This is a genomic window from Streptomyces sp. NPDC059853, from assembly GCF_042731495.1.
Lineage (GTDB): Bacteria > Actinomycetota > Actinomycetes > Streptomycetales > Streptomycetaceae > Streptomyces.
Genome location: NZ_JBHWJL010000227.1, coordinates 1 through 8,767 on the forward strand (window position 1 = coordinate 1; position 8,767 = coordinate 8,767).

General features: G+C 76.3%; 7 protein-coding genes. 3 read left to right on the plus strand and 4 right to left on the minus strand.

Going from position 1 to position 8,767, the window contains the following annotated elements:
- On the plus strand, window positions 1–438 hold a 438-nt coding region (locus tag ACFV5N_RS20630), incomplete at its 5' end, for a glycosyltransferase family 9 protein (protein ID WP_385601803.1).
- Between the two features lie 173 nt (window positions 439–611).
- Here the strand turns inward: ACFV5N_RS20630 and ACFV5N_RS20635 are convergent.
- A complete protein-coding gene (locus ACFV5N_RS20635) occupies window positions 612–1,517 on the minus strand; it encodes a glycosyltransferase family 2 protein (RefSeq protein WP_385601805.1) in 906 nt (301 codons plus the stop codon).
- Window positions 1,504–2,376 carry a glycosyltransferase family 2 protein gene (locus ACFV5N_RS20640; protein ID WP_385601808.1) on the minus strand — a complete coding sequence of 291 codons (873 nt, stop codon included), beginning with the start codon at window positions 2,374–2,376 and terminating at the stop codon, window positions 1,504–1,506. The genes ACFV5N_RS20635 and ACFV5N_RS20640 overlap by 14 nt, the downstream gene beginning before the upstream one ends.
- A gap of 140 nt (window positions 2,377–2,516) precedes the next feature.
- Here ACFV5N_RS20640 and ACFV5N_RS20645 point away from each other — a divergent pair, with 140 nt between their 5' ends.
- Window positions 2,517–3,674, plus strand: a complete 1,158-nt coding sequence (locus tag ACFV5N_RS20645) for an SDR family oxidoreductase (protein WP_385601811.1) — start codon at window positions 2,517–2,519, stop codon at window positions 3,672–3,674.
- On the opposite strand, the gene ACFV5N_RS20650 is transcribed toward ACFV5N_RS20645, so the two are convergent.
- Both ACFV5N_RS20650 and ACFV5N_RS20655 read right to left on the minus strand, forming a co-directional pair.
- A complete protein-coding gene (locus ACFV5N_RS20650; RefSeq protein WP_385601814.1) occupies window positions 3,571–5,331 on the minus strand; it encodes a glycoside hydrolase family 15 protein in 1,761 nt (586 codons plus the stop codon). The two genes, ACFV5N_RS20645 and ACFV5N_RS20650, sit on opposite strands and share 104 nt — an antisense overlap.
- Before the next feature lie 49 nt (window positions 5,332–5,380).
- Window positions 5,381–6,529 carry an enolase C-terminal domain-like protein gene (locus ACFV5N_RS20655; RefSeq protein WP_385601817.1) on the minus strand — a complete coding sequence of 383 codons (1,149 nt, stop codon included), beginning with the start codon at window positions 6,527–6,529 and terminating at the stop codon, window positions 5,381–5,383.
- 244 nt (window positions 6,530–6,773) lie between these two features.
- On the opposite strand from ACFV5N_RS20655, the gene ACFV5N_RS20660 reads away from it, so the two are divergent.
- Window positions 6,774–8,597 (plus strand): thiamine pyrophosphate-requiring protein, encoded by a 1,824-nt coding sequence (locus tag ACFV5N_RS20660; RefSeq protein WP_385601820.1) that lies wholly within the window; start codon window positions 6,774–6,776, stop codon window positions 8,595–8,597.
- Window positions 8,598–8,767 lie beyond the last annotated feature (170 nt).

An 8,767-nucleotide genomic window follows, 5' to 3' on the forward strand; every position in this document is an offset into this window, starting at 1 on the left:
GTGGTGGTGAGCGCCGGCCCGGGGGAGGAACGCCTGGCACGCCGGGTCGCCGCGCTGGCCGGCCTGCCGCCCGCCGCCGTGCTGACCGGGCTCTCCTTCGACGCGCTCTCCGCCCTGGTCGCGCACGCCCGCGCGGTCGTGGTGGGCGACACCGGGGTGGCCCACCTGGCGACGGCGCACGGCACCGCGTCGGTGGTTCTCTTCGGCCCGGTCTCCCCCCGGCTGTGGGGCCCGCCCCTGTCCCCGGCCCACCGTGTGCTGTGGCACCCCGACACCGGCCCCGACCCCGCCACGGCCCCGGTCCGTCCCGGCGACCCGCACGCCGACCACCCCGACGCGCGGCTGCTGCGGATCGGCGTCGAGGAGGTTCTGACCGCGGTCGAGGAGGTCCTGACTGCCCCGGCCCGGCAGCCCGAGCCCCCGGCCCGCCCCGGCTGAGCCCGGCCCGCCTGCCGGGTCTGCCCGCCCGTGCTGCGCCTGCGCCCGGCTTTACGCCCGGTCCTGCCCGCCGCGCGGTCTGTCCGCCTGCGCCGCCCCCGCTCCCTGCCGGGACCGCCCGCCGCGCCGCGCCCCGCTCGCCGCGCGGTCTGCCCGTCCGCACAGGCCCCCGCTCAGCCGACGTACCGGCGTGCCGTCGAGGTCCGCTGCGCCGTTTCGAGTGCGGCGAGCCGCTGCTCCACCCCGGCCGGGACCGGGCGGCGGTCGTGCAGGACCCAGGGCGCCCCGGCCAGCGCGCGGGCCAGGGCGCGGGCCGTGATGCGGTCCCGGGGGACGCCGGCCAGTACCTGGACGGTGCGGCGCAGCGCGGCGCGCGGAGGGCGGCGCAGCCAGGTGAACCACAGCGTGTTGCGGATGCCGTCCGCGCGGCGGCGGGTCGGGTCGCGGAGCGCGGAGGGCCGGTGATGGATCAGCATCTTCTCGTCGAAGACCAGCCACCAGCCGGCCGCCATCAGGTCGGCCGCCAGCAGCTCCTCCTCGCCGCCCAGCCACAGCCGCGGCGAGAACCCGCCGGCCCGGCGGAACGCCTCCGTGCGCACCACCGTCGCCCCGGCCAGGAAGGAGCCGAGCGCGGGACCGGGCAGGCCGGTGGGGCGGGGCAGCGGCGAGTCGCGCAGCTCGGGCACGATCGGGTCCTCCCGCCCGTCCGGTTCGACCACGATCCGGGCGGTCAGGGTGGCGACCCGCGGATGCGCGTCCAGCACGGCCACGGCGCGGGCCAGCGATCCCGGCTCCCACCAGGTGTCGTCGTCGCAGAAGGCGAGGTAGGGCGTGCGTACCTGCCGGGCGGCGAGATTGCGTCCCACCGCGCCGAGGTTGGCGCCCGGCCGCAGCACGGTGACCTCCGGGTGCCGCTCGGCCACGGCACCGGCCGTGCCGTCCGTGCAGCCGTTGTCGACCACGATCACCGGCGGGCGCTCCGGCAGCCCGGCCAGCCGGTCGAGGGTGTGCAGCAGTTCCCGTCTCCGGTCGTGCGTGATGATCGCGACGGTGACGCGCGCGGGATCAGGCGCCGTCACGGGCCAGCTCCAGTCGGCGTACGTCGGCCTCCACCCGGGCGGGCAGCCGGCGGCGCCCGGCCAGGGCGGCGGGCAGCCGCACCAGCAACTGCCCCAGCGCCCGCCGGGCGGCCCGGTCGGCCGGCGCGCGGCCGGCCAGCCGCCAGGTGTGCCGCAGGGCGACGGGCAGGGGCCGCCGCAGCCACGCGGTGAGGGTCTCGTTGCGCTGGACGAGGGTGCTGCGCCCCGGGCGCGGACCCGGGTCGGGGCCGTGCACCGCCGTCACCCCCGGGTGGTGGCACAGCAGCCAGCCGCCCGCCGCCAGGTCGTAGGCCAGCAGGGCCTCTTCGGCGCCGAAGAACAGCAGCGGGTGGTAGCCGCCCGCGGCGAGGAACGCCTCGCGGCGCACCACCGCCGCGCAGCCGAGGAAGCCGAGCACGGCGGGCCCCGGCAGCCCGGCCGGGCCGCGCAGCGGCGAGGCGGCGAACACCCGGTTGAGCGGGTCCGGGGTCCCGTGCGGCGCCACCGTGGTGTGCGCGGCGACCAGCCCGAGGCGCCGGTCCCGTTCCAGGACGCCGGTGGCGCGGGCCAGGGCCCCCGGCTCCCACCAGGAGTCGTCGTCGCTGAAGGCGATGTAGCGGTGCGGCAGCAGCGCCACCCCCGCGTTGCGGGCGAGCGCGCCGCGGTTCACGGGCAGGGCCAGCGTGCGCACCGCGGGGAACCGTTCGGCGACCATCTCGCGGGTGCCGTCGGTGGAGGCGTTGTCCACGACGAGGACGGCCGGCCGCTCGGGCAGCTCCAGCAGCTTCCCGAGGGTGTGCGCGAGCCGGCTGCGGCGGTTGCGGGTGGCGATGACCACGGCCAGGGCGTTGTCCGGCATGCCGCCGCGAGTGCCCCCGGGCTGCGGGCGCAAACCCGGTGGCGGCGGGCGCGCGGCGCCCGTTTGCGGCCCCCGGGCGGTCCCTGTTTGCTGGTGGTCCCGGCACCGGCCGGCCAGGGAGGGGAGAGGAGCGAGCCGCCATGACACGAGCCGGACGCAGCCCCCGACGCGGAGGCCGGGCGCCCCGCGTCGGGCCCGGGACGGTCGTGGTCGTCACCGGCGCCAGCGCGGGCGTCGGCCGCGCGGCGGCCCGCGCCTTCGGCGGGCGGAAGGCCACGGTGGCGCTGCTGGCGCGCGGGCGCCGGGGCCTGGAGGGCGCCGCGGCCGAGGTCCGCGCGGCGGGCGGCCGGGCCCTGGTCGTCCCGGTGGACGTGGCCGACGCGGCGGCGGTGGACGCGGCGGCCGAACGGGTGCTGGCCGAGTGCGGGCGGATCGATGTGTGGGTGAACGCCGCCTTCTCGACCGTCTTCGGGCCGGTCGAGAAGATCAGCGCGGCCGAGATCGGCCGCGCCACCCAGGTCACCTACCTCGGATCCGTCCACGGCATCCAGGCGGCGCTGCGCGCCATGGCACACTCCGGCGGCACCGTGGTCCAGGTCGGCTCCGCGCTGACGTACCGCAGCGTCCCGCTCCAGAGCGCCTACTGCGGTGCCAAGAGCGCGCTGCGCGGCTTCATCGACGCGCTGCGCTGCGAACTGCGCCACGACGGAACCCCGGTCCACCTCACGATGGTGCAGCTGCCGGCCGTCAACACCCCGCAGTTCAGCTGGGTCGCCTCCCATCTGCCCGGCCACCCGCGCCCGGTGGCGCCCGTCTACCAGCCGGAGGTGGCGGCCCGCGCGATCGTGCACGCGGCCCGGCGCCCCCGCAAGCGGGAGTACTGGGTCGGCGGCTCCACGGTGGCCACCCTGCTCGCCAACCGCTTCGCCCCCTGGGCCCTGGAGCGGTATCTGGCGCGCACCGGCTACGCCTCCCAGCAACTGGACCGTCCCAGGCCGCCCGGCGCGCCGACCGCGCTGTTCCGCCCGGCCGACGGTCCGGAGGGGGAGGACTACGGGACACGGGGCATCTTCGGCGACGAGTCCGCCGACCGGAGCGTCCAGCTGTGGCTCTCCCGGCATCGCGGGCTGCTGGCCGGGCTCGGGTGCGTGCTGGCGCTCGCGGCGGCCGGCCGGCCGGGGGTGGCCGGGGCGGTCAGCGGGCGAGGGTCGCCGCGCTCTCCAGCAGGAGGGCGTGAACGAACGCCTGCGGCAGATTGCCGCGCGCCTGCCGCTGCCGCACGTCCCACTCCTCGGTGAACAGCCCCGGCGATCCGCAGGCGGCGCGGGTGCGTTCGAACCAGCGGAAGGCGGTCACCGGCTCCCCGTCCCGCCGGGCGGCGAGCGCCATCATGAAGCCGCACAGCAGGAACGCGCCCTCCGCCTCGCCCAGCGGGGTGCCGCGGTGCCGGAACCGGTACAGATACCCGTCGTCGGCCAGCCGCTCGGCGATGTGCTGCCGGGTCCGGGTGAGGGTCGGGTCGCCGGCCGGCAGGCAGCCGCGGGCCAGCGGGAGCAGCAGCCCGGCCTCGGCCCCGTCGTCGTGCTCGGAGCGGCGCCAGACGCCGGACGGCGTCAGACAGCGGCGGCGGGTGGCGGCGAGGACGGTGTCGGCCAGATCGGCGCAGCGGCGGGCGGCCGTGGGCGGCGCGTGCCGGGCGAGCGCGCGCAGCCCGGTGACCACGGCCAGCCGGGAGTGGGTCCACCAGCGGTTCTCCAGTTCCCACAGCCCGGCGTCGGGGCGCTGCCAGGTGCGTTCGACGGCCTCGACGGTGGCGCGGGCGGCGCGCAGCGCGGTGCTGTCCAGCCGGTCGTGCCGGGCGGCGGCGGCGAACAGCTGGAGCACCTCGCCGAAGGTGTCCAGCTGGAACTGGCCGGCGGCCCGGTTGCCGGTGCGGTCGGAGCCGCCGGGGTAGCCGGGCAGGGAGAGCGAGCGTTCCGCGGTCAGCCGCCCGCCGTCCACGGTGTACGCGGGGCGCAGCCGCTCCCCGTCCTCCAGGACGCGTTCGGCGGCGAAGCGGACGGCCGTGTCCAGCAGCGGGAACGTCCCGTGCGCCGCGGCGGCCAGGCCCGCGTAGACCTGGTCGCGGATCCAGGTGAACCGGTAGTCGTAGTTGCGGCCGGTGTTGGCACGTTCGGGCAGTGAGGTGGTGGCGGCGGCCACCATGCCGCCGGCCGTGCTGGTCAGCCCGTGGAGGACGGCGTAGGCGTGCCGGGCGTCGCGTTCGGCGGGCAGTCCGGCGCAGTCGGGTACGGCGGCGGCCCAGTGGCGTTCGGTGCTCTCCCACAGCCGGTCCGCGTCGAGGCGTCCGTGGACGGCGGCCGGTGAGACGGTCAGGATCAGGTCGAGCGTGCCGCCGGCCGGCACGGTCAGCCGGGCGTGCAGCGCGCCGTCGGCATCGGGCCGGGCCCCGGGGACGCCGTCCAGCCGCAGCAGGTGCCGCCCGGCGCGGGCCGTCCAGGTGTCACCGTCCCGGCGTGCCCCGGTCATGGGGACGGACCCGAAGCCGTCGCGGCCCGCCAGCAGCACCCGCACCCGGGCCGTGCCGCGCACCGCGCGGACGCGGCGCAGCAGGACGACCCGGTCGGGGGAGGCCGGGGCGGCCAGCGCCTCCCGGCACTCGATCACGGTGTCGCCGGTGACCCACCGGCCGACGTGGATCAGCGAGCCGTCCTCGTAGGAGCCGCCCCACACGTGCCACGGGTCCTCGGGGCCCACGGTGAACGTGCCGGCACCGCCGACGAGCGAGGAGAACACGGGGTCGCTGTCCCAGCGCGGCGCGCACAGCCACACGATCTCGCCGTGCGGGCCGACCACGGCGCCGCGTTCGCCGTCCGCGAGGACGGCGTAGTCGCGCAGGACCCAGGGCCGTGGCCGGCCCGGGCCGGACGGTTCGCCGGAAGGGACGGATGGCATGGGGCGGTTCCTCCGGAGTCGTCGGACGCGGGCGGGGGAGCTCGGACGGTCAGCCGGGCCGCTCCCCGTACACCCGCCAGGGCTCGGCGTCCGCCCACCTGACCTCCAGGCCCAGGCCCGGGCGGCCGGTGTCGGGCCGCACCACCCCGGCGGTGGGCGGCGGCACGCCGTCGAAAAGCAGCCCCTCCACCCGGACATGGTCGTGGAAGTACTCCAGGTGGCGCAGGCGCGGCACCGCGCAGAAGGCGTGGGCGGAGACGGCCGGTGCGCAGTGCGCCGACACGTCGATGTGCCGGGCGGCGCTGAGCCCGCCGATGCGCAGCAGCCCGGTGATGCCGCCGCAGCGGGTGACGTCCGCCTGGAGGCAGTCCACCACCTCGATCAGGTCGGTGACGTCCCGCAGGAGATACGCGTACTCGCCGGCCGCGATGTCCAGTCCGGCCGGCCCGCGCGCCCGCAGCAGGGCCAGGCCCCGGGGGTCGTCGGAGCTGACGGGTTCCTCGAACCAGGTGACCCCCCACTCCTCGGCCAGCCGCCCGGCCCAGTACAGCGCCTGTTTGCCGGTGAGCGCCCCGTTGGCGTCGGCCATCAGCTCCGGCCCGTCCCCGATCGCGCGCCGGACGGCGGTCAGCCGTCCGGGGTCGTGGGCGGGGGAGCGGGAGGTCTTCAGCTTCACCCGGGGGATGCCCTGGCCGACCCAGCCGGCCAGTTGGTCCACGAGCCGGCCGAGCGGGTAGTTGGTGAAACCGCCGCTGCCGTAGACCGGGACCTCCCGGTGCCAGGCCGGCAGCAGGCGCACCAGCGGCAGTCCGAGCAGCCGGCTCTTCAGGTCCCACAGGGCGATGTCGAGGGCGGAGAGCGCCATCGCGCCGGCGCCGGGCCGGCCCGCGTTGCGGAGCAGGCCGTCGCAGCGCCGCCACAGCACCGCCGGGGCGAGGGCGTCGGCGCCCCGCACCGCCTCGGCCAGGGTGGATTCCAGGAGAAGGGCGACGGACCGGTCGCCGTAGGTGTAGCCGAGTCCGGCGGTGCCGGCCGACCACACCCGGACCAGCACCAGTGTGGTGGCGTCCCAGTCCAGCGTGCCGTCCTGCTCGATGCCGCCCGGCCCGTCCGTGGGCACCCGGAAGGCGTGCACCTCGACCCGCTCCACGACCGGTCCGGCCGGTGACGCGGGGGCGGTGTCCGGGTGGCCGCTCACGCGGGTGGCCCGCTCGGCCGGTACGGGTTCGGCATCGGTTTCCTCGTTCGCCGCGGTGACGGGGCCTCACCCCCTCTCGCCCGGAACGCTGCCAGCCCCGGGCGGGCGCCCGGCCGCCGACAGGCCGTCCGGGTGCGCCGCCCCTCCCAATGGCGGACCGGGACGGGCGCCGGCCGGCCGACGAAGAACGCCAACCGGTGCTATCAAGGAATTCCGCACAAACTTCCTGAAACGGGTTGGTGGCATGGGCGAAAAGGTGGCGGACTACCTGCTGCGCCGTTTGCGTGAATGGGGTGTCGAGCACGTCTTCGCCTATGCCGGGGACGGCATCAACGGGCTGCTGGCGGCCTGGGGCCGGGCCGATGACCGGCCCCGGTTCCTCCAGGCCAGGCACGAGGAGATGGCGGCGTTCGAGGCCGTCGGGTACGCCAAGTTCTCCGGCCGGGTGGGCGTGTGCGCGGCCACCTCGGGCCCCGGCGCGATCCATCTGCTGAACGGCCTGTACGACGCCAAGCTGGACCACGTTCCGGTGGTCGCGATCGTCGGGCAGACCAACCGCAGCGCGATGGGCGGCTCCTACCAGCAGGAAGTGGATCTGCTCAGCCTCTACAAGGACGTGGCCTCCGACTTCTGCGCGATGGTCACCGTTCCCGAGCAGCTGCCCAATGTCCTGGACCGCGCGTTCCGCACCGCGCTGGCCCGGCGCACCGTGACGGCGGTGATCGTGCCCGCCGACGTCCAGGAACTGGAGTACACGCCGCCGCAGCACGCGTTCAAGATGGTGCCCTCCAGCCTCGGCATGTCCGTGAGCGCCCCGGTCCCGGCGCAGGAGGACCTGCGGCGCGCGGCGGACGTGCTGAACGCGGGGAAGAAGGTCGCCGTCCTGATCGGCCGGGGCGCGGCCGGCGCGGCGGCCGAGGTGCACGAACTGGCCGGGCTGCTGGGCGCCGGAGTGGCCAAGGCGCTGCTGGGCAAGGACGTGCTCTCCGACGAACTCCCCTACGTCACCGGCGCGATCGGTCTGCTCGGCACCCGGCCCAGCTACGAGCTGATGCGGGACTGCGACACGCTGCTGACCATCGGCTCCAGCTTCCCCTACACCCAGTTCCTGCCGCAGTTCGGGCAGGCGCGGGCGGTGCAGATCGAACGCGACGCGCACATGGCCGGCCTGCGCTACCCGTTCGAGGTCAATCTCATCGGGGACGCCCGCGCCACGCTGCGGCTGCTGATGCCGCTGCTCACCCCGAAGGAGCACGGCGCCTGGCGGCGCACCGTCGAGGAGAACACCGCCCGCTGGTGGGAGGTCATGGAACGGCGCGCGACGACCGGCGCCGAGGGCATCAACCCCGAACTGGTCGCGCACACCCTGTCCGGGCTGCTGCCCGAGGACACCATCGTCACCGCGGACTCCGGCTCCGCCGCCAACTGGTACGCGCGGCACATCCGGATGCGGGGCCGCATGCGGGGCTCGCTCTCCGGCACCCTGGCCACCATGGGCGCGGGGGTGCCGTACGCGATCGGCGCCAAGTTCGCCCACCCGGACCGCCCGGTGGTGGCCCTCGTCGGGGACGGCGCCATGCAGATGAACGGGCTGGCCGAACTCATCACCGCGGGCAAGTACTGGCGGGAGTGGAGTGACCCCCGGCTGCTGATCGGCGTGCTGAACAACCAGGACCTCAACCAGGTCACCTGGGAGATGCGGTCGATGAGCGGCGCCCCGCAGTTCGAGCCGTCCCAGCGCATCCCGGACGTCCCCTACGCCGAGGTCGCCCGCTCCTTCGGCCTGCGCGGCCTGCGGGTGGAGGAACCGGACCGGGTGGCGGACGCCTGGCGGGAGGCGCTGGCGGCGGACCGGCCGTTCGTGGCCGAGTTCGTCACCGACCCGGCGATCCCGCCCATCCCGCCGCACGCGACCTGGTCCCAGGCCGTGTCCACGGCCACCGCCCTGATCGAGGGCGATCCCGACCGGGCCCATGTGGTCAAGGACGGCCTGAAGCAGAAGCTCCAGGAATTCCTGCCCGGCCGCCCGGACCGGGCGCCGCAACGACGCGCGAAGGACACACCATGACGACGCGACGGCCGGTGGTGCGCGATGTGGAACCGGCGGACTTCACCGGTCTCGACCTCCGGAGCCTGGAGGCCGAGCTGCGGCAGCGGGTCGACGGGGAGGTCAGGTTCGACCCCGGCAGCCGGGGCGCCTACGCCACCGACGCCTCCAACTACCGGCAGGTGCCGATC